Consider the following 23,699-nt stretch of genomic DNA (forward strand, 5'->3'; position numbering starts at 1 on the left):
ATATCACTAAATAATGAAATAAAGTTTTTATTGTTTTCATTAAAAGTGACGCTTATCACTAAAAGTTAATGGTTTTCTCGCTATATTACTAGTTACGATTAATCAGTGATGACTGATTTAATGATGCCATTGTGTAAAGGAGTTTGAAATGTCTGACGTTTTCCACTTAGGTTTAAAGAAAAGTGACTTACAGGGGGCAACTGTAGCGATTGTTCCTGGGGACCCTAACCGTGTTGAAAAAATTGCACGTCTGATGGATAACCCTGTACACCTTGCATCATTGCGTGAATATACCTCTTGGCGTGGTGAGCTCGATGGAAAAGCGGTTATTGTGTGCTCAACAGGTATTGGCGGCCCGTCAACATCTATTGCGGTTGAAGAACTCGCTCAGCTAGGCATTCGTACTTTCTTACGTATTGGTACAACAGGCGCAATCCAAGAAGATATTAATGTTGGTGATGTATTAGTCACAACAGGTGCAGTACGCTTAGACGGTGCTAGCCAACACTTTGCGCCATTAGAATATCCAGCAGTTGCAGATTTTAATTGTACTAATGCTCTTTACGCTGCGGCAAAAGATGCAGGTGCGACAGTACATGTTGGGGTGACGGCTTCTTCAGATACCTTCTACCCAGGCCAAGAGCGTTACGATACTTATACCGGCCGTGTTATGCGCCATTTCAGAGGTTCAATGAAAGAGTGGCAGGACATGGGGGTAATGAACTATGAAATGGAATCGGCGACATTGCTCACTATGTGTTCCAGTAGCAAAGGCTTACGTGCAGGTATGGTTGCAGGCGTTATTGTTAACCGGACCCAGCAAGAAATTCCAAACGAAGCGTTACTGAAAAAAACGGAAGGTAACGTACTAAGCATTGTCGTTGAGGCTGCTCGTCGTCTGCTATAGTCAATAATTTACTGGCTCGCTTACTGAAATTTCACTCGGTTGTGGATGTAAAGTAGGCGAGCTTAGTCTCCGCACTTTCTTCCTGTATTCCCTCATTTATATTTTTCCTATAAATTTAGTAATTGCTAACAATTTACAGTGAATAATCTGATCCCCCTTATTTCGTAGATCTGTTATTGTCATAAAAACAATTATCAATATTATGTGCCCTCAAATTATTCAGGATGCATTTATTTTTGTGATCTGAATAAAAGCTGTGGGGCTAAAAGGAATTATTATGTCGACAACACCTTATCTTCACCCTTCAGTACTTCCTCTTAAAGGGGGGATTAACTTCCGCGATCTTGGCGGGAAAAAACTTCCTAATGGCAGCAAAATTAAACCTGGTATGCTATTTCGTTCGGGGTCATTAGACCGCTTAACTCAAGAAGATGAATCCGTTTTACATTCACAAAATCTTTTTCAAATTATTGATTACCGTGATGAAGCTGAAATTTTAGATAAGCCTGATGTGATCTGGGAAGGGGCTCATTATATTCATGCGCCAGCGAATCCTTTAGCTAAGGAGGTTTCGGCTAACTTAGATAAACTGACCCCAGAAATATTAGAACAATTTGACCCACAAGCTTTTATGTTCCGTCTGTATGAATTATTACCGTTGAATAACCCAGCTTATCATCAACTGGTGAACTTACTGCAACAACCAGAGAAAGGTGGAATAGTCCAACATTGCGCTGTCGGGAAAGACCGTACCGGCGTTGGTTCAGCATTAGTCCTCTTTGCGCTCGGGGCCGATTTGGAAACCGTTATGGAAGATTATTTATTGACCAACGAAACACTAGCACCTTATCGCAAACATCTTTTAGCAGAGCATGCAAAAACGATGAATGAAAACATCGTTAAAAAGTTTGAGTATGTTTATTCCGTGCGCGAAGACTTTCTAATGACTGCCTTAAAGAGTATTGAAAGTCACTATGGCAATGTTGATAAATGGCTAGAGAAAGATTTTGGATTGGGGGCTGGCCAGCGGGAAGCACTGCAAAGTCATTTTCTTGATTGATCTATCTTAAGTGACGACGAGTTGTGGAAATTGCGCCTTATAAATTCCATAACTCGGTTAATTGATAAGGATTTTTTGCTTCGTTTAACCTTGATTTATCACATTTTCGTTACTGTAATAAAGTAAATCAATGATGATAGGGGATTGCTTTGACGCTTAATGAAATCGTTACCCTTGTAACCGACTTTACTCGTGAAAATGAAATATGGGCTCTTCCTATTATTTTCTTTCTCGCGTTTGGTGAGTCATTAGCATTTTTATCGCTACTTTTACCTGCAACAGTCATTTTATTAGGGTTAGGCGCTTTAATTGGTGAAAGTAATATTACATTTTGGCCAATATGGCTTGCTGCCGCTTTAGGGGCATTTTTTGGGGATTGGCTCTCTTATTGGTTTGGTTTTCATTATAAAGAGAATGTTCGCAAAATGTGGCCGATTTCCCGTAACCCGCAAATGATAGATAAAGGGCATCGTTTTTTTGACCGCTGGGGGGTATGGGGGATTTTCTTTGGGCGATTTTTTGGCCCTCTACGTGCGGTTGTTCCCCTTGTGGCAGGGATTTGCGCGATGCCACAGCGTCATTTTCAACTGGCAAATATTGCTTCTGCGATGATCTGGGCATTTGGCATTTTGGCACCGGGTGCACTCGGTCTGAAGTGGTTTGCAAGTTGGGTAGGCTAAGCAAAGCTTGCGAAATGCTTCGCAAAATTTTCTCAGTATATGTAATTACCTCTGGACACTTATACAGTATCCAATTACCTTACACTGGGTTTTGTAAAGTAAGGGTGTAATCGTGGATACCTCTCTTTTATATGCAGTTATTGGTGTGTTGAGTGGCATTTTAGTGGGTGGCTTAGCAACGTGGTTTTCTATTGCTCAAAAAATAGCTCACAAAGATCAAGAGCTACAACAAATCAATCGGCAATTGGCGGCAAGTGACGAAAAAAGTATTCATCTTGCTCAATGGAAAGCAGAGTACGACAGGCTTGACCAAGAATTGCGCACACAACGGGATATCAATCGGGAACAAGAAGCCGAACTTCGTGAAGTCATTACCCGTTTTGAACAAAATCAGCTCGCAAATGAAGAAAAACAACGTATTTTACAAAACAGTGAACAACGATTGACTGCGCAGTTTGAAAATTTAGCAAACCGTATTTTTGAACAAAATGAACGTAGGGCGTCGGAACAGCAACAAAAAAGTTTATTGGCAATGTTATCGCCTTTTCGTGAACAACTAGAAGGTTTTCGCCAACAAGTTCAACAAAGTTTTGGTGAAGAAGCGAAAGAAAGGCATACCTTAGCGTATGAAATAAGGCAGTTGCAGCAGCTTAACAATCAGATGACCAAAGAAGCTGTTAACTTAACCCGGGCACTTAAAGGGGATAATAAAATCCAAGGTAATTGGGGGGAAACTATCCTCACTCGCATTCTTGAGGTTTCCGGTCTGCGGGAGGGAAGCGAGTTTGAAACCCAAGTCAGTGTCAATACAGGTTATAATACTCGCTATCAACCCGATGTTATTATTCATCTTCCTGAAGGTAAAGATGTGGTTGTTGATGCAAAAATGTCATTGGTTTCCTATGAACATTATTTCAATAGCGAAGACCCGCACGAACAACAACAAGCTCTAAAAAATCATGTTGCATCCATACGCAACCATATGCGTATGTTGAGCCGAAAGGATTACCATCAGTTACCCGGAATACGCTCTTTAGACTATGTTCTAATGTTTATTCCTATTGAACCTGCGTATTTGCTTGCTTTAAAGGAAGCTCCTGAACTACTTGATGAAGGAATAAAACAGAATATCATGTTGGTTTGCCCGTCCACGTTATTAGTGGCTGTGCGAACTATCAATAATATTTGGCGCTATGAGCGACAAGGGCAAAATGCCCAAGAAATTGCAGAAAGAGCTGCAAAAATGTATGACAAACTACGCTTGTTTGTGGATGATATGCAGGTTTTAGGCTCCAGTCTTGATAAAGCGAATAATACTTACCTGTCGGCAATGAAACGTCTTGCACAAGGGCGAGGTAATTTAATTAGTCAGGCGGAAAGTTTTAAAGAGCTAGGGGTAGAAATTAAACAACCTATCGCGCCTCAACTTATTGAGCGCTCAGAGGCATCTAATTGTGCGGAATCTTAGACTTCTGATAGGGTTTTACCTCAAAGACTGTTACACTTCTAACAAAAGTTTGAACTATCAGCAGGCATAAGAGAAATGACTGAACCAACTAAAGAAACCATTGATTTTGGTTTCCGTACTGTCGGCAAAGAAGATAAAGCCGGTCTAGTAGCGAATGTTTTTCACTCTGTAGCATCAAAGTATGACTTAATGAATGACTTAATGTCATTTGGTATTCATCGTATCTGGAAACGTTTTACTATTGAAGCAAGTGGTGTCCGCCGTAATCAGCGTGTACTTGACCTTGCTGGTGGAACAGGTGACTTAACCGCTAAGTTTTCGCGTCTTGTGGGCGAAAAAGGTGAAGTCATACTTGCTGATATCAATGACTCAATGTTGAAGATGGGGCGCGAAAAATTACGTGATCTTGGCATTGTTGGTAATGTAAATTATGTTCAAGCTAATGCTGAAGAACTTCCATTTCCAGATGACCACTTCGATTGCATTACTATCTCTTTTGGTTTGCGTAACGTTACGGATAAAGACAAAGCACTGCGTTCGATGTTTCGTGTTCTAAAACCGGGTGGGCGTCTATTAGTATTAGAATTTTCAAAGCCTATTATTGAGCCATTGAATAAAGCGTATGATGCGTATTCATTTCACATATTGCCTCGTATTGGTCAGGCAATTGTGAACGACCCAGAAAGCTACCGTTATTTAGCGGAATCCATTCGTATGCACCCTAACCAAGAAACACTTAAAGGGATGATGGAAAACGCCGGGTTTGAGCAAGTCTCTTATACCAATATGACTGGTGGGATTGTTGCATTGCATAAAGGGTTTAAATTCTAAGATGGAAGCACCATCAACACATACCGAAAATCAAAATACAGTTTTGTACTCTTTGATAACAGCATTGATGGAAACCTCACTTAACCATATGTTGTTCAAAGAAAAAGTATTACAGCCTGCTAGGGTACGTTTAGCAGGCAAAGTGATGGCTATTGAGCTTAAAGAACTCAATAAAACGCTAACACTTATTTTTGCTGAAAATCATGTTGATGTATTAAGCGAATGGGTTGAACCCGCAGACTGTACAATTAAAACATCATTATTTACTTTAATTAAATTGAAAGATAAACAGCAGTTATCTCAGCTAATCAATCGTGGTGACATCGTGATTGAAGGGGATATGCAGATTGTTCAGCATTGGTCCTCATTGCTCGATTTAGCAATTTGGAACCCGGCACATTATCTTTCACCTTATATTGGTGATGTCGCTGCTGAAGGGCTTAGTAAACTCTTGAATAAAGGCGTTTGCTTCGCATCTCACTTAGTTAAAAGGCAAAAAACGTATGTGAAAGACGCATTAATTGAAGAATGGAAAATGGCACCTAGCCAACTCGAACTTGCTCATTTTAATGACAAAGTTGAGGAAGTAGAACATTCAATTAATACGCTCGAACAAAGGTTAAGTCTGTTGGAGGAGAAGAATGACACCCGGTGAAATAAAACGACTTTACTTCATTATTCGGGTTTTTCTCTCTTATGGACTAGATGAGTTAATCCCCAAAATTAAGCTTACGTTACCGCTAAGAATTGGGCGTTTAGGTTTTTTTTGGATTAGAAATCAGCACAAAGATAGGCCATTAGGCGAAAGGCTTCGCCTTGCATTACAAGAGCTAGGGCCCGTATGGATCAAGTTTGGGCAAATGTTATCAACCCGTCGTGACCTTTTCCCGCCAGCAATCGCAGACCAACTTTCATTGCTACAAGATAAAGTCGCTAGTTTTGATGGTAAATTAGCTCGAGGTTACATTGAGGATTCTCTTGGTGGGCCGCTAGAACAGTGGTTTGATGACTTTGATGAGCAAGCCTTAGCTTCAGCTTCAATTGCTCAGGTTCACACTGCGACGCTAAAAGAAAATGGCAAAGATGTTGTTATCAAGGTAATTCGCCCTGATATTCTGCCTATCATTAAAGCCGATATTAAGTTGATGTACCGTATTGCTAACTGGGTTCCTTTACTACCTGATGGTAGGCGTTTACGGCCCAAAGAAGTAGTGCGTGAATATGAAAAAACGTTAATTGATGAGCTAAACCTACTACGTGAATCGGCCAATGCGATCCAGCTACGCCGTAATTTTGAAAATAGCTCCATGCTTTACATTCCCGAAGTTTACCCAGACTATTGCCGTGAAAACGTTATGGTCATGGAACGTATTTATGGCATCCCCGTATCAGATATTACAGCGCTAAAAGCTCAGGGTACAAATATGAAGCTGCTAGCAGAGCGGGGGGTAAAGGTTTTTTTCACCCAAGTTTTTCGAGACAGTTTCTTCCATGCAGATATGCATCCCGGAAATATCTTCGTTAGCTATGAGCACCCTGAAGACCCCCTGTACATTGGTATCGATTGCGGGATAGTGGGTTCACTAAATAAAGAAGACAAACGGTATCTTGCAGAAAACTTTATTGCCTTTTTCAACCGTGACTACCGCAAGGTTGCTGAACTACATGTTGATTCAGGATGGGTGCCTCTTGATACAAATGTGGAAGATTTTGAGTTTGCTATTCGTACAGTTTGTGAACCTATTTTTGAAAAACCATTGGCCGAAATTTCATTTGGGCATGTTTTATTAAACTTGTTTAATACTGCACGTCGTTTCAATATGGAAGTACAACCACAGTTGGTATTATTACAGAAAACATTACTGTATGTGGAAGGGCTTGGGCGTCAGTTATACCCTCAGCTTGACTTGTGGAAAACGGCAAAACCATTCTTAGAAGATTGGGTTCACAGCCAAGTGGGGCTACCCGCCATTACTCAGGCATTGAAAGAAAAAGCGCCTTACTGGGCAGAAAAGATGCCTGAAATTCCTGATTTAATATATGGCGCATTGCGACAACATAAGTTTTTACAATCGAATATAGACCAGTTAACACAACAGTTGAAAAGTCAGCGCAATAAACAGCGTAAATCCCATTATCTTCTAGGTGTGGGGGCGACTTTTATTTTGTGTGGTAGCTTATTTTTTATTTCTGATTTTACACGGCTTGCGGTCGTATTTATGGCGGCGGGTGCCCTATCTTGGGTAATTGGTTGGTGTAAAGCGGGCGATAATTAAGTAAACTTTGTTTTGCGACAAGTTTATAAGGCTGTGAACATTTCCGTATTTAGTGTTGGTTGTATATAATAGATATAACAACAATTGATCCCAAAACTATAGAGGTATTAACAATGGAATCAACTATTGCAATGGCTGCTTTCGGTAGTCCTTGGCAACTAATCATCATTGCTTTGCTTATTATTTTAATTTTCGGCACCAAAAAATTACGTTCATTAGGTTCTGATTTAGGTGAATCACTTAAAGGTTTCAAGAAAGCGATGAGTGATGATGAAAAGGCAAAAGTTGAGCAGGATAAGCAAGATGCCGACTTTGCGACTAAGAACATTACTGAACAACAGGCTTCTGAAAAAAAAGAAAGCCCAGTTGAGAGCAAAAACAAAGAGCAGGGTTAAACCGTGTTTGACATAGGTTTTAGTGAGCTGTTGCTTGTTACAGTTATTGGTCTTGTAGTCTTAGGTCCTGAGCGCTTACCAGTGGCAGTGAGAACTGTCGCTGGGTGGATACGTGCTATGCGTTCAATGGCAGCGAATGTACAAAATGAGTTATCACAAGAGCTGAAATTACAAGAGCTGCAAGACACTCTGAAGAAAGTAGAAGAGAAAGCTAACTTAGAAGCGCTTTCCCCGGAACTTAAGCAGTCCATGGAAGAGCTGCGTACAGCAGCACAGTCATTGAAAAGCGGCTATCAAGCAACAACCAGCGATATCGAAACAGAGTTAAATAAAGCAAAAGAGATCACTGACAGTTATGATAGTGCTGTTAAGGATGCTGAAAACAAGGCCCCAGAGACCCAAGAATCAGATCCTGACCCTGAGCATGCAGCTAAGATGGCAGCGGTTGTTGAGGATAAAACACCTGAAGCTCCTACAACAGTGAAAACGGCTGAGCCGCTCGATGCTAAAGTAAAGAACTCTAATCAAACTGAAAGTGAAAAATAACACATGGCTGTAAATGATACACAACCACTTATTAGCCACCTCATTGAACTCCGTAAACGGCTAATGAACTGTTTAATTACAGTTTTGATCGTTTTTGCTGCGCTCGCTTATTTTTCAAATGATATTTACCGGCTGGTAGCAGCCCCTTTGATTGATAAGTTGCCAGTGGGCTCTCAAATGAGTGCGACGGATGTGGCGTCAACCTTCTTTACCCCTATTAAACTGACGATGATGGTTTCGGTTTTTGTATCGATACCAGTTATTCTCTATCAAATTTGGGCATTTATAGCGCCGGCCTTATACAAGCATGAACGCAAACTCATGTTGCCTTTGCTTGTTTCAAGTAGCTTTTTGTTTTATTTAGGGATGGCATTTGCTTACTTTGTTGTTTTCCCATTAGCTTTTGGCTTTTTTGTAAAAACAACACCAGACAGCGTTAACTTTATTCCAGACATCAGTAAATATCTTAGTTTTGTCATGACATTATTTATGGCTTTTGGTGCTGCATTTGAGGTACCAATTGCAATTATTTTACTGTGTTGGACTGGGGTAACTACACCTGAATCATTAAAACGTAAACGTCCATATATTTTGGTTGGGGCATTTGTTGTAGGGATGTTTTTAACCCCACCAGATGTCCTTTCTCAGACTTTACTAGCAGTCCCAATGTATTTGCTATTCGAGTTGGGGGTATTACTGTCTAACTTTTATGTCGGCAAAGGTCGAGGTCGACAAGAAGAAGGTACTGAGGAAGAAGAGTCGTAAGTAGGTTTTAGGTCATATTAGGCTTAATGACAGCCCATAGAGAACCCTTCATTGTTGAAGGGTTTTTTATGAGCACGATTTTTAGTCAGTTGATTTTTTAAATTGAGTATTATCAACAATTTTAGGGACACTTTTGTTCAATATATTCAGTAGAAGAATTGAACGATATTCTCCATTTGGCTCATCAAAGATAGCTTGAACTCCCGCAAAAACACCCTCAGTAATTGTGACTTGATCTCCATGTTTTGGCATATCAGGGGCTATGGAATGACTAATAGGGTTTTGTTGTAATAACTTAATGATTTCATCAGGGACTTCAGCGGGTAATTGGCCAAACCGAATAAAATGGCTGACCCCACGAGTTGATTGGATAGTCGTAGTATGAATTTCGTTGTGATCAAACTTTACGAACAAGTAATTAGGGAATAAAGCTTCTTGCACCTTAGTTCTTTTTCCTCTGACCACTTTTTCCATTTCTGTCATGGGCGTCATACAGATAACACTCTGCCTATTTAGATGCTCAATAGCACGCTCAATTTGCCCTCGTTTGCAATAAAGCAGATACCACTTTTCCATTTTTCGAATCTCGCATGACAAAATTATGTTTATGATAACAAATTACGACATAACAGTGTGACTATTGAGTAGCAGCACAATATTATTGGTATTCTGAAGCTTATATTAATCGAATATGGACTTTAGGTAACTGTAATATAAAAAGCAAATCAGTAGGAGACATGATGGATATCTTTTTGTTGAGTAATGGTAAGCTGCCAGGTAACCCTGTATGGCTAAGCTATGCTCTACCTCGTATCAAAGAAATGATTACACGTAAAAATGTAAAGTCAGCTGTTTTAGTTCCTTATGCGATCCTTCGTGGCTCACATGATGAAAGAGCAGAGCAACTATCGGAAGCTTTAGGGATAAATGTTACTTCCATTGAGCATTTTGCGAGCCCAGTAGAAGCGATTGAACAAGCTGAGTGTATCTTAGTGAGTGGTGGCAACACTTGGTGGCTCAACAAGTGTTTACATGAAAATGGCTTGGTTGTTGCTATTCAGCGCGCTGTTAAAGAACGAGGAGTCCCTTACATAGGTTGGAGTGCGGGGTGTAACGTTGCGACTCCAAGTATTCGTACTACTAATGATATGCCCGGAAGTAATGCTGTAATTATGCCTTCTCTAGGGTTATTCCCTTTACAAATCAACCCCCATTATATTGATGCTCATATTTCTGGGCACATGGGCGAAACGCGTGATGAAAGGTTGCAAGAATTTTGTGTAATTAATCCTCATGAGGTTGTTGTTGCTCTGCGAGAAGGGAGTGGGATGCAGATCAAAGGTAATGAACTTCATTATTTCAGTGGAAAAGATCAAGGTTTTAAACTATTTCAGCACAACAAAACATTCTCAGAGCAGTTTGATACATTATTATTAGAAAAATTAGTCCCTTTTGATTGCCAGTAAAATGGTATACTTGACCAGAAAAAGATTGATTATTAAGTGTTTTAGGCAGTAACTTGTAACCTTGGCCGGACGTCTTATAATGGGACTCCCTCTGTAACAGTAAAAGAAGATAATGAAATATCGTGACCTTAGAGATTTCATCGCGCAGCTTGAAAAGCAGGGCGAACTAAAACGTATTACAATGGAAGTCGATCCCTACTTGGAAATGACTGAAATTGCAGATCGTACACTAAGAGCAGGGGGACCGGCCCTATTATTTGAAAATCCCAAAGGTTATAACATGCCTGTCCTATGCAACTTGTTTGGGACGACAAAACGCGTTGCTATGGGGATGGGGCAAGAAGATATCAAAGCCTTACATGATGTAGGTAAATTGCTCGCATTTTTAAAAGAGCCTGATCCTCCGAAAGGTTTTCGTGACCTTTTTGATAAGCTACCAAAATTCAAACAAGTATTGAATATGCCAGCAAAGCGCTTAAGTTCAGCGCCTTGTCAGGAACAAATTTGGGCCGGTGATGACGTAGACATCACCAAAATACCCGTTATGCATTGTTGGCCAGAAGATGCGGCACCGTTAATAACATGGGGGCTAACTGTCACCAAAGGGCCATATAAAGAAAGGCAAAACTTAGGTATTTATCGCCAGCAAGTACTTGGTAAAAACAAAGTTATCATGCGTTGGTTGTCTCATCGCGGTGGTGCTCTTGATTTTCAAGAATGGTGCCAAGCTCATCCAGGTGAAAAATTTCCGGTAGCCGTAGCATTGGGGGCTGACCCGGCAACAATTTTAGGGGCGGTAACCCCTGTGCCTGACACGTTATCAGAATATGCATTTGCAGGCTTATTACGTGGTAATAAATCAGAGGTCGTAAAATGTATATCTAATGATCTCGAAGTTCCGGCGGGTGCCGAAATTATTCTTGAGGGCTATATTGAACCGGGTGAAATGGCACCTGAAGGGCCTTATGGTGACCACACAGGTTATTATAATGAGATAGATAACTTCCCTGTGTTTACTATTACTCATGTGACTCAGCGCCGCGATGCAATTTATCATTCAACTTATACAGGGCGGCCACCTGATGAACCAGCGGTACTTGGTGAAGCCTTAAATGAAGTTTTAGTACCTATCCTACAAAAGCAATTTCCAGAAATTGTCGATTTTTACCTTCCACCTGAAGGTTGTTCATACCGGCTTGCTGTCGTAACAATGAAAAAACAATATGCGGGGCATGCAAAAAGAGTAATGATGGGAGTCTGGTCATACCTGCGCCAATTCATGTACACTAAATTTGTTATTGTTTGTGATGATGATATTAATGCGCGTGATTGGAAAGATGTTATCTGGGCAATTACAACCCGAATGGACCCTGCCCGTGATACCGTTATGATGGAAAATACGCCGATAGACTACTTAGATTTTGCTTCACCTGTATCAGGGTTAGGTTCAAAAATGGGGCTTGATGCAACCAATAAGTGGCCAGGTGAAACGGATCGCGAATGGGGACGTCCTATTGTTATGACAGATAACGTAAAATCCCGTATTGATGACATTTGGGAACAATTAAATATTTTTGAAAAATAAGAGGGGAACCATGGCAACTCTAAGCTGTAAAGTTACATCTGTCGAATCGATTACGGATACGGTTTATCGGGTTATATTGTTGCCAGATGGTCCTTTTCATTTTAAAGCAGGTCAATATTTAATGGTCGTAATGGACGAAAGAGACAAACGACCATTTTCAATGGCTTCTACCCCAAAAAATAAAGAAACGATTGAATTACATATCGGAGCTTCTGAAATCAACCTGTATGCTATGGCTGTTATGGACAGGATTTTAGAACAAAAACGCATCGATATTGATATTCCTCACGGTAAAGCTTGGTTTCGCGAAAACAGCAGCAATGGCATGATTTTAATTGCAGGGGGCACAGGGTTCTCTTATACCCACTCAGTACTGCTTGCTGCATTAGCTGAAAATCCTAATCGTGACATTACTTTCTATTGGGGAGGGCGTCAGTTGGAGCACCTGTATGACCTTGGTGAATTACAAGCACTGAGTGAAAGCTACCCTAATTTGAAAATCACCCCTGTTGTAGAGCAACCTGATGAATTATGGCGTGGTAGAACAGGCACTGTTCTCAGCGCAGTGTTAGAAGATTTCGGTGATTTATCCAGTCATGATATCTATATTGCAGGGCGTTTTGAAATGGCGAAAATTGCTAGGGATCGTTTCTGTAATGAACGCAATGCTAGGGCCGAGCAGTTGTTCGGTGATGCTTACGAATTCATTTAACCCGTCCTAGTTCAAATTGTAGGGGTGTTGGCTTCGCTCATTCGCCCTAGTCACATACTTATGTATGCTCCTAGGGTCTTATTCACTTGCCGCCTACCTACAATCTGAACTATGAGGGTTAAACTCGTCTGGTATCTGCATGAAATCAGGTTAGTTTCAAATTGTAGGGGGGCTAGCTTTGCTCATTCGTCCTAGTCACATACTTATGTATGCCCCTAGGGTCTCATCACTTGCCGCCTACCTACAATCTGAACTATGAGGGTTAAACTCGTCTGGTATCTGCATGAAATCAGGTTAGTTTCAAATTGTAGGGGGGCTAGCTTTGCTCATTCGTCCTAGTCACATACTTATGTATGCCCCTAGGGTCTCATCACTTGCCGCCTACCTACAATCTGAACTATGAGGGTTAAACTCGTCTGGTATCTGCATGAAATCAGGTTAGTTTCAAATTGTAGGGGGGGCTAGCTTTGCTCATTCGTCCTAGTCACATACTTATGTATGCTCCTAGGGTCTTATTCACTTGCCGCCTACCTACAATCTGAACTATGAGGGTTAAACTCGTCTGGTATCTGCATGAAATCAGGTTAGTTTCAAATTGTAGGGGGGCTAGCTTTGCTCATTCGTCCTAGTCACATACTTATGTATGCCCCTAGGGTCTCATCACTTGCCGCCTACCTACAATCTGAACTATGAGGGTTAAACTCGTCTGGTATCTGCATGAAATCAGGTTAGTTTCAAATTGTAGGGGGGGCTAGCTTTGCTCATTCGTCCTAGTCACATACTTATGTATGCTCCTAGGGTCTCCTTCACTTGCCGCCTATTGATAACCTAAACTATGAGAGGCTATTTGGTTAGAAAAAGGCAAAAAAAACCCGCCCCTGACTAGGCGGGAACATCGACAAAATGCAATGTTTGTGAAAATTACGGCTAAACACGTTCAATAATAGTGGCGATACCTTGACCAAATCCGATACACATAGTTGCTAAACCAAACTGTTTATCTTTAAGCTCTAATTGATTAAGTAAAGCGGTGGTGATCCTTGCACCTGAGCACCCTAATGGATGACCGAGGGCGATAGCACCTCCACTAAGATTTACTTTTTCGTCTAATTGATTCTCTGATAATTTTAAACCTTTCATGCAGGCTATTGATTGAGCTGCAAAAGCTTCATTTAGTTCAATAATATCAATATCATTTAAAGACAACCCAGCGCGTTTTAATGCAAGTTCGCTTGCTGGTACTGGCCCATAACCCATTATTGATGGATCACAGCCAACTACTGCCATTGCTCGTACTCTAGCTCGTGGCTTAATCCCTTGCTGGCTAGCATAGCTTTCACTCGTTAGCAGCATTGCGGATGCCCCATCAGATAGGGCTGATGAGTTCCCTGCCGTGACTGTACCACTGACCGGGTCAAATGCTGGTCTTAGAGCAGCTAGGCCCTGAAGGCTAGCATCAAAGCGGATGACCTCATCATAATTTACAGAAATAAGATTACCATTAGCGTCATGCCCGCTAATAGGGACAATTTCATTACTAAATTTCCCATTTTCTGTTGCTAAAGCAGCAAGTTGGTGAGATCTCAAGGCAAATGCATCTTGTTCTTCACGGCTAATTTTGTACATTTTTGCTAGCATTTCAGCGGTAAGGCCCATTGCGCCTGCGGCTTTGGCAACTCGTAACGTCAGTTTAGAGTTGAAATCTATACCATGAGTCATGGGGACATGCCCCATATGCTCGACGCCACCAATTAATACTGAGTTTGCATCGCCTGTCATTATGAGTCGGCTAGCATCATGTATTGCTTGCATTGATGAACCACAAAGGCGATTAACAGTCACAGCTGGAACAGTGTGAGGTATATCCGTGAGCAATGCCGCATTCTTGGCAATATTAAACCCTTGTTCTAAGGTTTGTTGGACACAACCCCATATGATGTCATCTAACTGTTTTTTACTTGCATTTGGATTGCGTTCAAAAATAGCATTCATAAGGTGCGCAGATAGGTCTTCAGCCCTGACATGGCGAAATACCCCACCTTTTGAACGGCCCATTGGTGTACGTATTCCATCAATAATGACGACATTTTCCATAAAATTAACCCCTCGCAACTTTTTTGACATCAACGGCCACAACAGGTGGTTGTGGGTAATATCTAGCATTAGTAACTGCTTTTTCTTTTAAACCTTTAGGTGCCTGATAAAGAGGGCTTAAATGCTCTAAAGATTCTGCTGTTTTGAAATAAGACTGGCTACCCAAAGTATCTAAGTAGCAGAATGCGCCACCTCTAAATGGTGGGAACCCTAGACCATACACGAGAGCAATATCTGCATCTGATGGGCTCTGAATAATGCCTTCTTCTAAACAACGGACAACTTCATTGACCATTGGGATCATCATTCGAGCAATAATTTCTTCTTTGGTAAAAGAACGTTTTGTTGAGCAAATAGAAGCGAGTAGTTCATCTGTATGAGGGTCATTAACTTTTTTCGGCTTACCTTTTTTATCTTTTTCATATAGATAAAAGCCCTTGCCATTTTTTTGACCAAAACGCTGCTGTTCAAACATCACACTTATGGCATTTTTGCCTGTTTTACTCATACGCTCAGGGAAACCTTCGGCCATGACTTGTTCAGCATGGAAAGCAGTATCAATACCGACAACATCGAGAAGATAAGCAGGGCCCATAGGCCAACCAAATTCTTTCTCCATGATTTTATCTATTTCTCTAAAATCAGCCCCATCTTGCAAAAGTAAATTAAAACCTGCGAAATAAGGGAAAAGGACTCGGTTAACAAAGAAACCAGGGCAATCATTAACGACAATAGGGGTTTTCCCCATTTTATTCGCATAGGCAACAACTTTGGCGATAGTATCTTCAGATGTTTGTTTCCCTCTGATAATTTCAACTAATGGCATACGGTGTACTGGGTTGAAGAAATGCATTCCACAGAAATTTTCTGGGCGTTTTAGTGAGCTTGCAAGTGTCGAAATTGGAATGGTAGAGGTGTTTGATGCTAATAAGGTATCAGGGGCAATAAGGGATTCTACCTCAGTGAGCACAGCGGCTTTAATTTTGGGGTTTTCAACAACAGCTTCAACGACGATTTGGCTGCTTTCAATACCTGAATAGGATAATGAAGGGTGTATAGCAGCTAATGTGGTTGCCATTTGTGCAGCGGTGATTTTCCCTCTTTCAAATTGCTTGTTTAACAGCTTTTGTGCTTCCTCAATCCCTAACTCTAATGATTTCTCATTGATATCCTTCATTAAAACTGGCACGCCCCTACTGGCGGACTGATAGGCAATGCCTCCACCCATAATCCCAGCACCAAGCACTGCGGCATGCGTTGGAGTACTAACATGTTGTGAGAGTTTTTTGCTATTAGATTTAACATGTTGATCATTTAGAAAAATACTGACTAATGCGCGAGCAACATCACTATGGGCGAGAGGTACAAAAGCTGCGGTTTCATGTTTTAATGCTTCATCTCGTGCACAGTTTGCTGCTTTTTCAATTGTATTTACAGCAGCCATTGGCGCAGGGTAATGTTTCCCAGCAGCCTGATACACCATTCCTTTTGCCACATTGAAACTCATTGTTTGTTCAATAGGGCTTAATTGTAATGGCTCTAGTTTTGGTTGGCGTTTTTTCTGCCAATTTAGTGCACCTGCAATAGCTGATTCAATGATAGTCAGTGCAGATTGAGGTAAGAGTTGGGTATCAACAACAGCGTCGATAAGACCAAATTTTAATGCTTGAGCGGCATTGATATCTTTACCTGCGGTAATAATTTCTAAGGCACTATCTAAACCGATTAGACGAGGCAGACGTACGGAACCACCGAACCCAGGCATAATACCAAGTTTTGTTTCAGGAAGCCCAATTCGAGCGTCGGGTGATGCGATACGAAAATCAGTGGATAAAACGCACTCACAGCCACCACCTAAAGCATAGCCATTGATAGCGCAGATAGTAGGAACTGGCAAATCTTCAATGCGGTTAAAAATGGTATTGGCATATTGTAACCAATTACTTAGCGTTTCTTTTGATGCCTCAAATAGAGATAAAAACTCTTTAATATCAGCTCCAACAATAAACGCTGGTTTATCAGAACGGAAAATAACACCTTGCAGATCGGTTTGCTGCTCTAGAACAGTCACGGCTTCATCAAGTGAAGCAACGGTGTGGGTATCCAATTTATTAATCGACCCTGGTGAGTTAAAAACCAGTTCTGCAATCCCTTTTTTCAACCATTGAATATAGATTGTTTCACTTTGATAAAGCATTCTGCTCTCCTTTACATGGTAATGGTATCTGGTATGACCAGATGAAATGAGTGTGACCAGAATGTTAATTAATTGCAAATGGTTAATGACAAAAATGGAATGCGGGTCACAGCAATTAAGCGAAATAATAATGAATTAAAATGATATTATCATTATTTATCAATATATTAAGTTAGGTTTGCAATAGAGTGCATATCCGTTAATTTCAGAACGTGGTAAGCTTGAATTTTCTAATTAATGCTGAAAGGTTGAAAGAAATGGAAAAATTGACTGCACTCTACGCTGAACATATTAAAACGTTACAATACAGAACTCAGCAAGTCTTACAGCGCAGCAAATTAGATGCCATATTGATTCATTCAGGTGAACCCCTACGCATCTTTCTTGATGATAGTGATTACCCTTTTAAAGTTAATCCTCATTTTAAGTCTTGGGTACCTGTTACTGATGTCCCACATTCTTGGTTACTCATTGATGGGGTAAATAAGCCTAAATTATGGTTTTATTCGCCAGTTGATTATTGGCATAGCGTTGAGCCATTACCAGATGGTTTCTGGACTAAAGACATTGACTTAATCCACCTAAAGAATGCGGACGATATCAAAGGGTTTCTGGCGAATATCCAAAAAGACAATATTGCCTATATCGGCTCTGCAACAGCAAGAGCGGAGTCATTAGGCATCTCTTTGCATAATATCAACCCAAAACCGGTTTTAGACTATTACCATTTCCATCGTTCATATAAAACAGACTATGAGCTTTACTGTATGCGTGAAGCACAAAAAATGGCGGTGAATGGGCACCTTGCAGCACTTGAAGCATTCCGTGCAGGAATGAGTGAATTTGATATTAATATCAGTTACTTACAGTCTACTGGTCATCGAGATACCAATGTGCCATATGGTAATATTGTTGCTCTAAATGAAAATGCAGCCGTACTGCATTACACCAAGTTGCAGCAAACAGTTCCTAATGAATTACGTAGTTTTCTGATAGACGCTGGTGCAGAGTACAATGGCTATGCAGCTGATATTACTAGGACTTATGCCGCAAAAGGCAAGGATGAATTTGCTGAATTAGTGGCGGATGTAAATAGCGAACAGCTTTCATTAATTGATACAATTAAAGCTGGGGTTCGTTATACCGATTATCACGTGGATATGCATCATAGGATCGCAAAAATCCTTGCTAAACATGATATTATAAAAGGTATTAGCGAAGAATCGATGGTCGAAAATGGGTTAACAACACCATTTTTACCTCATGGCTTAGGGCACCCTTTAGGGCTGCAAGTGCATGATGCTGCTGGCTTTATGCAAGACGACAGCGGGGCTCACCTTGCTGCTCCGAAAATGTATCCTTTCTTGCGCTGTACTCGTGTATTAGAACCTAAAATGGTATTAACAATTGAACCTGGTCTGTATTTCATTGAATCTTTACTCGCTGAGTGGCGAAATGGTGAATATAGTCAGCATTTTAATTGGGATAAAATAGAGTTCTTTAAACCTTATGGCGGTATTCGTATTGAAGACAATATAGTGATCCACGCTAACCGAATTGAAAATATGACTCGAGACTTACATTTACGTTAATGAAACCTTATTTAATACCAGCAGAAACGATTTCGTTTACTGAAGAAATTAAAAAAAGTCGTTTTATTACGTACTTAGCACATACCGAGGGTATTGAAGCGGCAAAAGATTACATCCAATCGGTTAAAGCTCAATATCCAGATGCTCGGCATCATTGCTGGGCATTTGTTGCTGGGCGTCCTGATGACTCGCAACAATTAGGTTTTTCTGATGACGGCGAGCCAACAGGAACGGCTGGCAAACCTATTATGGCACAACTGTTGGGAAGCAACTTAGGGGAAGTCACTTGTGTCGTTGTGCGTTATTTTGGTGGGATAAAACTGGGGACTGGCGGGTTAGTTAAAGCTTATGGTAATGGTGTACAGCAAGCACTGAAAATTTTACCAACACAAACTAAAGTGCCACAAAAAGTGTTTAATTTAGTATGTGATTACTCATTGGTTAATGCAATTGAGCAGCTACTTATTCAGGTGAATGGCGTGGTTTTACACAGTGATTATAATGAAGCTGTCTCTTTGCAAATTGCAATTCCTGCTACCCTTCAGCAGGAAGTCAATGATAAATTACGCGATATAAGTCGTGGTGCCTTGTCGCTCACGCCAGAATCGGAATAGTAAACAGCTTTAGCAAGGAATCTGCCGAATGCATTTTCGCGCAATAACCCGTATTGTCGGGCTGCTAGTCATCATTTTTTCATTTACCATGGTTATACCAGGTATTGTGGCGCTAATTTATCGCGATGGCGCAGGGCGAGCCTTTAGCCAGACTTTTGTGACTGCGTTATTGATTGGTCTTTTTTTATGGCTACCTACGCGTAATAGCCGTCATGAACTTAAGGCAAAAGAAGGCTTTCTTATTGTCGTATTATTTTGGACTGTTCTGGGGAGTGTTGGGGCATTACCTTTTATCTTTTCAGAGAGACCAAACCTTTCCGTTACTGATGCTTTTTTTGAATCATTTTCGGGGTTAACCACTACTGGCGCAACAACGCTAACAGGGCTCGACTCGTTACCTAAAGCAATATTATTCTATCGGCAAATGCTTCAATGGCTTGGCGGTATGGGGATCATTGTACTCGCCGTTGCAATCTTGCCTCTACTGGGTGTTGGGGGGATGCAGTTATATCGAGCGGAAATGCCGGGGCCTTTGAAAGACAATAAAATGCGCCCACGTATTGCAGAAACTGCAAAGACGTTATGGCTTATTTATGTATTGCTAACGATTGCTTGTGCTGTTGCTTTGTGGGTAGCTGGTATGGATGTTTTTGATGCTATATCCCATAGTTTCTCAACAATTGCTATTGGTGGTTTTTCTACACATGATGCAAGTGTAGGTTATTTTAATAGCCCTGCGATTAACACCATCATTGGGGTATTTCTGCTCATCTCTGGCTGTAATTTTGGTTTACACTTCGCTGTATTAACTGGGCGTAGCCTTGGCATTTATTGGCGTGACCCTGAATTTAGAATGTTTATTAGCTTCCAGTTTGTTCTAGTCGTGATCTGTACTTTAGTTTTAATGTATCACTCAGTTTATGGTAGCTTTGGGCAAACGCTCGATCAGGCATTTTTCCAAGTTGTATCAATGGCGACAACTGCTGGTTTTACAACAGATAGCTTTTCGGGGTGGCCACTTTTTTTACCGATGCTTTTATTATGTGCGGCATTTGTTGGTGGGTGTGCAGGGTCAACTGGGGGCGGGCTAAAAGTTATTCGCATTTTGTTACTCTTCTTGCAAGGTTCTCGGGAACTAAAACGTCTGGTTCATCCAAATGCGGTATACACGATTAAGTTAGGCCAAAGAGCGCTCCCTGAAAGAATTATAGAAGCGGTATGGGGGTTTTTCTCCGCATATGCTTTGGTTTTTATTGTCAGCTTATTACTTTTGATAGCAACGGGCGTTGATGAGTTTTCTGCTTTCTCTGCTATAGCCACCACATTAAATAACTTAGGCCCGGGTCTAGGAACAGTTGCTGACAACTTTACCTCTATGAATCCAACTGGGAAATGGATATTAGTTGTGACTATGTTATTTGGGCGTTTGGAGGTCTTTACTTTATTGGTACTGCTGACACCGACTTTCTGGCGTGAGTAATTGAGTACAACCTAATATAGAAATGATAATAATCTAGGAACGATGATGAGCTATTTACTTTTACATTCCAGTACGGATGGGCAAACAAAAAAAATTATTTTAAAGATGGCTGAGCAGCTACGGACATTAGGTCGAGAGTGTGATATTCGTGATTTAAACACTGAGCAAAGCTTAAATTTGGCGGCTTATGACAAAGTATTGGTGGGGGCATCGATTCGTTATGGTCATTTTAATAAAAAGCTACTTCGTTTTGCGACTACTCACCAAAACCAATTGAATTCAATGAACACAGCCTTCTTTGCTGTAAATCTTACAGCAAGAAAAGAAGGGAAAGACACAGTAGAAACAAACGCATACACACGTAAGTTTTTAGAAGCTTGCCCTTGGAAGCCAACATTAAAGTCTGTTTTTGCTGGAGCCCTCTTTTATCCACGTTATAAATGGTTTGATAGAACTATGATCCGCCTAATAATGAAAATGACAGATGGTCCGACTGACCCAAATACTGAAATTGAATACACTAATTGGGAGAACGTTACCCAATTTGCTAGTGAGTTTGATAAACTGTAGGTCTTTTTATCAACAAAATGCAGCAGGTTTGCACGATTTGTTTAATAAATCAGCGCTTGAAAAGAAATATTAAAAAAACACTTGCTAGATTTTCTGGGCTCCCTATAATGCGCATCCGTTGTCACGGTAAACCGGCTCGAAGAAAACCTCGAAGCCTTGTGATAACAGAGGTGAGAAAGAAAAAGTTGAAAATAAACGCTTGACTTTCTAAATAAGAAACGTAATATACGTCACCTCGCGACAACGACCTAAGTTAATAAAAACTGAGTCGAATTTCCAAAAGAAATGTCGCAACGCTCTTTAACAATTTATCAGACAATCTGTGTGGGCACTCACAGGACACTATCAAAAAAATATTTGATTTTAAGTCTTGAAGAGTGACTAACACGTTAATTCATATATATGAACTAATAGGTAATCTGGTTTCTTCGGAAATCAGGCGACAGTAAACATTCTTTGAGCATCAAGCTTTTTAATTGAAGAGTTTGATCATGGCTCAGATTGAACGCTGGCGGCAGGCCTAACACATGCAAGTCGAGCGGTAACAGGGGAAGCTTGCTTCCCGCTGACGAGCGGCGGACGGGTGAGTAATGTATGGGGATCTGCCCGATAGAGGGGGATAACCACTGGAAACGGTGGCTAATACCGCATAATCTCTTAGGAGCAAAGCAGGGGAACTTCGGTCCTTGCGCTATCGGATGAACCCATATGGGATTAGCTAGTAGGTGGGGTAATGGCTCACCTAGGCGACGATCCCTAGCTGGTCTGAGAGGATGATCAGCCACACTGGGACTGAGACACGGCCCAGACTCCTACGGGAGGCAGCAGTGGGGAATATTGCACAATGGGCGCAAGCCTGATGCAGCCATGCCGCGTGTATGAAGAAGGCCCTAGGGTTGTAAAGTACTTTCAGTCGGGAGGAAGGCGTTGATGCTAATATCATCAACGATTGACGTTACCGACAGAAGAAGCACCGGCTAACTCCGTGCCAGCAGCCGCGGTAATACGGAGGGTGCAAGCGTTAATCGGAATTACTGGGCGTAAAGCGCACGCAGGCGGTTGATTAAGTTAGATGTGAAATCCCCGGGCTTAACCTGGGAATGGCATCTAAGACTGGTCAGCTAGAGTCTTGTAGAGGGGGGTAGAATTCCATGTGTAGCGGTGAAATGCGTAGAGATGTGGAGGAATACCGGTGGCGAAGGCGGCCCCCTGGACAAAGACTGACGCTCAGGTGCGAAAGCGTGGGGAGCAAACAGGATTAGATACCCTGGTAGTCCACGCTGTAAACGATGTCGATTTGAAGGTTGTTCCCTTGAGGAGTGGCTTTCGGAGCTAACGCGTTAAATCGACCGCCTGGGGAGTACGGCCGCAAGGTTAAAACTCAAATGAATTGACGGGGGCCCGCACAAGCGGTGGAGCATGTGGTTTAATTCGATGCAACGCGAAGAACCTTACCTACTCTTGACATCCAGAGAACTTAGCAGAGATGCTTTGGTGCCTTCGGGAACTCTGAGACAGGTGCTGCATGGCTGTCGTCAGCTCGTGTTGTGAAATGTTGGGTTAAGTCCCGCAACGAGCGCAACCCTTATCTTTGTTGCCAGCGATTCGGTCGGGAACTCAAAGGAGACTGCCGGTGATAAACCGGAGGAAGGTGGGGATGACGTCAAGTCATCATGGCCCTTACGAGTAGGGCTACACACGTGCTACAATGGCGTATACAAAGAGAAGCGACCTCGCGAGAGCAAGCGGAACTCATAAAGTACGTCGTAGTCCGGATTGGAGTCTGCAACTCGACTCCATGAAGTCGGAATCGCTAGTAATCGTAGATCAGAATGCTACGGTGAATACGTTCCCGGGCCTTGTACACACCGCCCGTCACACCATGGGAGTGGGTTGCAAAAGAAGTAGGTAGCTTAACCTTCGGGAGGGCGCTTACCACTTTGTGATTCATGACTGGGGTGAAGTCGTAACAAGGTAACCGTAGGGGAACCTGCGGTTGGATCACCTCCTTACCATTGAAGTGTTTTTGTGAAGTGCTCACACAGATTGTCTGATAGAAAGTAGAGCAATGGCTTTACGTGGGAGACTTATTCGAAAGGATAAGACTTACACGAAAATAGCAAAACGGTGTTTTGCAATTGAATTTTCGTGTCCCCTTCGTCTAGAGGCCTAGGACACCGCCCTTTCACGGCGGTAACAGGGGTTCGAATCCCCTAGGGGACGCCAATTGCGCCGATATCGAGTGAAAGACGATGTCCCCAATAATGATTAAGCCAATTACGTTGTAGTTGGTTTAACAATTATGCTCTTTAACAATCTGGAACAAGCTGAAAATTGAAAACAACGCACATTGTTTATCGCTTAAACAATGTGAGAGTCTCTCAAAAATCTCAACTTGAATAGTGTACTTTGAACTATCGAGTCGACGAGCGAAATGAGTTCAAGGCAGCCCGCGCACAGC

20 protein-coding genes, 1 tRNA gene and 1 rRNA gene are annotated in these 23,699 nt (G+C 41.6%); 19 read left to right on the plus strand and 3 right to left on the minus strand.

All coding sequences use genetic code 11. From position 1 onward, the window contains the following. Window positions 1–148 precede the first annotated feature (148 nt). The 10 genes from udp to tatC all read left to right on the plus strand — a co-directional run bounded on the left by udp (window position 149) and on the right by tatC (window position 8,928). Window positions 149–907 carry a uridine phosphorylase gene (gene udp / locus ABE954_RS02870; RefSeq protein ID WP_042848832.1) on the plus strand — a complete coding sequence of 253 codons (759 nt, stop codon included), beginning with the start codon at window positions 149–151 and terminating at the stop codon, window positions 905–907. A 277-nt stretch (window positions 908–1,184) separates the two neighbouring features. Next, entirely contained in the window at window positions 1,185–1,967 is a 783-nt protein-coding gene (locus ABE954_RS02875) for a tyrosine-protein phosphatase (protein WP_166685925.1), read from the plus strand. A gap of 149 nt (window positions 1,968–2,116) precedes the next feature. Then, entirely contained in the window at window positions 2,117–2,647 is a 531-nt protein-coding gene (locus ABE954_RS02880; RefSeq protein WP_042848830.1) for a DedA family protein, read from the plus strand. Window positions 2,648–2,759: 112 nt separating this feature from the next. Then, on the plus strand, window positions 2,760–4,115 hold the full coding sequence (gene rmuC / locus ABE954_RS02885) for a DNA recombination protein RmuC (protein WP_048608629.1): 1,356 nt from the start codon (window positions 2,760–2,762) through the stop codon (window positions 4,113–4,115). A 75-nt stretch (window positions 4,116–4,190) separates the two neighbouring features. Beyond that, window positions 4,191–4,946, plus strand: a complete 756-nt coding sequence (gene ubiE / locus ABE954_RS02890) for a bifunctional demethylmenaquinone methyltransferase/2-methoxy-6-polyprenyl-1,4-benzoquinol methylase UbiE (RefSeq protein ID WP_042848829.1) — start codon at window positions 4,191–4,193, stop codon at window positions 4,944–4,946. 1 nt (window position 4,947) lies between these two features. Beyond that, window positions 4,948–5,601 carry an SCP2 domain-containing protein gene (locus ABE954_RS02895; RefSeq protein WP_042848828.1) on the plus strand — a complete coding sequence of 218 codons (654 nt, stop codon included), beginning with the start codon at window positions 4,948–4,950 and terminating at the stop codon, window positions 5,599–5,601. Next, the gene (gene ubiB, locus ABE954_RS02900; protein WP_042848827.1) at window positions 5,588–7,222 is read left to right on the plus strand and encodes a ubiquinone biosynthesis regulatory protein kinase UbiB; all 1,635 of its coding nucleotides are present in this window, start codon (window positions 5,588–5,590) and stop codon (window positions 7,220–7,222) included. The genes ABE954_RS02895 and ubiB overlap by 14 nt, the downstream gene beginning before the upstream one ends. A gap of 113 nt (window positions 7,223–7,335) precedes the next feature. Beyond that, the gene (gene tatA, locus ABE954_RS02905; protein WP_042848826.1) at window positions 7,336–7,617 is read left to right on the plus strand and encodes a twin-arginine translocase TatA/TatE family subunit; all 282 of its coding nucleotides are present in this window, start codon (window positions 7,336–7,338) and stop codon (window positions 7,615–7,617) included. A gap of 3 nt (window positions 7,618–7,620) precedes the next feature. Next, window positions 7,621–8,163, plus strand: a complete 543-nt coding sequence (gene tatB, locus ABE954_RS02910) for a Sec-independent protein translocase protein TatB (protein ID WP_048608626.1) — start codon at window positions 7,621–7,623, stop codon at window positions 8,161–8,163. Between the two features lie 3 nt (window positions 8,164–8,166). After that, a complete protein-coding gene (gene tatC, locus ABE954_RS02915) occupies window positions 8,167–8,928 on the plus strand; it encodes a Sec-independent protein translocase subunit TatC (protein WP_042848823.1) in 762 nt (253 codons plus the stop codon). An 81-nt stretch (window positions 8,929–9,009) separates the two neighbouring features. On the opposite strand, the gene rfaH is transcribed toward tatC, so the two are convergent. Continuing rightward, on the minus strand, window positions 9,010–9,504 hold the full coding sequence (gene rfaH, locus ABE954_RS02920) for a transcription/translation regulatory transformer protein RfaH (RefSeq protein WP_042848822.1): 495 nt from the start codon (window positions 9,502–9,504) through the stop codon (window positions 9,010–9,012). A gap of 164 nt (window positions 9,505–9,668) precedes the next feature. Here rfaH and pepE point away from each other — a divergent pair, with 164 nt between their 5' ends. The 3 genes from pepE (at window position 9,669) to fre (ending at window position 12,691) form a co-directional block, all read left to right on the plus strand. Beyond that, the gene (gene pepE / locus ABE954_RS02925) at window positions 9,669–10,394 is read left to right on the plus strand and encodes a dipeptidase PepE (protein WP_371025722.1); all 726 of its coding nucleotides are present in this window, start codon (window positions 9,669–9,671) and stop codon (window positions 10,392–10,394) included. A 112-nt stretch (window positions 10,395–10,506) separates the two neighbouring features. Then, window positions 10,507–11,979: a 4-hydroxy-3-polyprenylbenzoate decarboxylase gene (gene ubiD, locus ABE954_RS02930; protein ID WP_042848820.1), complete on the plus strand. Its 1,473-nt coding sequence runs from the start codon at window positions 10,507–10,509 to the stop codon at window positions 11,977–11,979. A 10-nt stretch (window positions 11,980–11,989) separates the two neighbouring features. Next, window positions 11,990–12,691 carry an NAD(P)H-flavin reductase gene (gene fre / locus ABE954_RS02935; protein ID WP_131680254.1) on the plus strand — a complete coding sequence of 234 codons (702 nt, stop codon included), beginning with the start codon at window positions 11,990–11,992 and terminating at the stop codon, window positions 12,689–12,691. Window positions 12,692–13,618: 927 nt separating this feature from the next. On the opposite strand, the gene fadA is transcribed toward fre, so the two are convergent. Further along, window positions 13,619–14,785: an acetyl-CoA C-acyltransferase FadA gene (fadA, locus tag ABE954_RS02940; protein ID WP_042848818.1), complete on the minus strand. Its 1,167-nt coding sequence runs from the start codon at window positions 14,783–14,785 to the stop codon at window positions 13,619–13,621. A 4-nt stretch (window positions 14,786–14,789) separates the two neighbouring features. After that, window positions 14,790–16,982 carry a fatty acid oxidation complex subunit alpha FadB gene (gene fadB / locus ABE954_RS02945; RefSeq protein ID WP_371025723.1) on the minus strand — a complete coding sequence of 731 codons (2,193 nt, stop codon included), beginning with the start codon at window positions 16,980–16,982 and terminating at the stop codon, window positions 14,790–14,792. A 257-nt stretch (window positions 16,983–17,239) separates the two neighbouring features. On the opposite strand from fadB, the gene pepQ reads away from it, so the two are divergent. The 6 genes from pepQ to ABE954_RS02975 all read left to right on the plus strand — a co-directional run bounded on the left by pepQ (window position 17,240) and on the right by ABE954_RS02975 (window position 23,464). Beyond that, on the plus strand, window positions 17,240–18,574 hold the full coding sequence (gene pepQ, locus ABE954_RS02950; RefSeq protein ID WP_042848816.1) for a Xaa-Pro dipeptidase: 1,335 nt from the start codon (window positions 17,240–17,242) through the stop codon (window positions 18,572–18,574). Further along, complete coding sequence (locus tag ABE954_RS02955; RefSeq protein WP_042848815.1) at window positions 18,574–19,188, plus strand: IMPACT family protein; 615 nt, start codon at window positions 18,574–18,576, stop codon at window positions 19,186–19,188. Before pepQ ends, ABE954_RS02955 begins: the two co-directional genes overlap by 1 nt. 28 nt (window positions 19,189–19,216) lie before the next feature. Then, window positions 19,217–20,668, plus strand: coding sequence for a Trk system potassium transporter TrkH (gene trkH / locus ABE954_RS02960; RefSeq protein WP_042848814.1), 1,452 nt, complete (start codon window positions 19,217–19,219; stop codon window positions 20,666–20,668). A 45-nt stretch (window positions 20,669–20,713) separates the two neighbouring features. Next, window positions 20,714–21,238 carry a menaquinone-dependent protoporphyrinogen IX dehydrogenase gene (gene hemG, locus ABE954_RS02965; protein WP_071547685.1) on the plus strand — a complete coding sequence of 175 codons (525 nt, stop codon included), beginning with the start codon at window positions 20,714–20,716 and terminating at the stop codon, window positions 21,236–21,238. A gap of 473 nt (window positions 21,239–21,711) precedes the next feature. Continuing rightward, window positions 21,712–23,250: ribosomal RNA gene (locus tag ABE954_RS02970) — 16S ribosomal RNA — on the plus strand. A 138-nt stretch (window positions 23,251–23,388) separates the two neighbouring features. Then, window positions 23,389–23,464: transfer RNA gene (locus ABE954_RS02975), tRNA-Glu, on the plus strand. The last annotated feature ends 235 nt before the right edge of the window (window positions 23,465–23,699 follow it).

The sequence above is a fragment of the Providencia sp. TYF-12 genome (assembly GCF_041344805.1).
GTDB lineage: Bacteria > Pseudomonadota > Gammaproteobacteria > Enterobacterales > Enterobacteriaceae > Providencia > Providencia huashanensis.